Annotated in this window: 1 protein-coding gene; it reads left to right on the forward strand. The window is 40.1% G+C overall.

Annotated features, from left to right (window positions below; translation table 11 throughout):
- On the forward strand, positions 1-971 hold a 971-nt coding region (locus tag ACFINY_RS09765), incomplete at both ends, for a DnaB-like helicase C-terminal domain-containing protein (RefSeq protein WP_375701073.1).

Here is a 971-nt window from a genome sequence, read left to right on the forward strand (position 1 = left end):
CAGGCATTACTTGGAGCAATCCTGATTAATAATAATGCACTCGATCGCGTTTCAGACTTTCTCAAAGCAGAACATTTTTTTGAAACGCTACACCAAAAGATCTTTGAGATTGTCTTACAAATTATTCAAAATGGTCATCTTGCAAACCCCATTACAATCAAGCCCTATATCCAAATGGAAGAAAAAGTTGGAGATATTACTGTATACCAGTATGTTGTTCGCTTAGCCACAGAGGCAGTCACTATTATTAACACTGAAGATTATGGACGCGTTATTTACGATCTTTTTATCCGCCGGTCTTTGATTAATCTTGGCAATGAAGTTGCCAATACAGCTTTTGATGCTCCTGTAGAGCTCACGCCTACCCAACAAATTGAAACGATTGAAAATCAGTTATTTGAGCTCGCCGAAAAAGGAAAATATGGGGGTGGGTTTGAAAACTTTGATACAGCCATTGCAAAAGCACTTAACATGGCAAGCGCTGCAAAAAAGCGTTCCTCACAGCTTTCTGGGATAGCTACCCATATCAAAACCCTTGATGAAAAAATGGGAGGATTACAAGCATCTGATTTAATTATCCTTGCGGGACGCCCTGGGATGGGTAAAACATCACTTGCTACCAATATTGCTTTTAATATTGCTAATGCTTGTAAGCGTGATAACAGCCAAGCCAATGAAGGGGGTATTGTTGGTTTCTTCTCACTTGAGATGTCAACAGAACAGCTTGCAACTCGTATTATCTCAGAACAAATAAAGGTTTCTTCTTCTGATATGCGTCGTGGTAATATCTCAGAAGAGCAATTTACCAACATCATTTACGCAATGCGTTCCTTACAAACAATCCCTCTTTATATTGATCAAACGGGGGGTGTATCCCTTGCACAATTGGCCGCACGTGCAAGGCGTCTTAAACGACAACATGGTCTAGATGTCTTGATTATCGATTATATCCAACTCATGACAAGCGGTTC

Origin of the sequence: Bartonella sp. AA23NXGY (assembly GCF_042197165.1) — a bacterium.
Taxonomy (GTDB): Bacteria; Pseudomonadota; Alphaproteobacteria; order Rhizobiales; family Rhizobiaceae; genus Bartonella.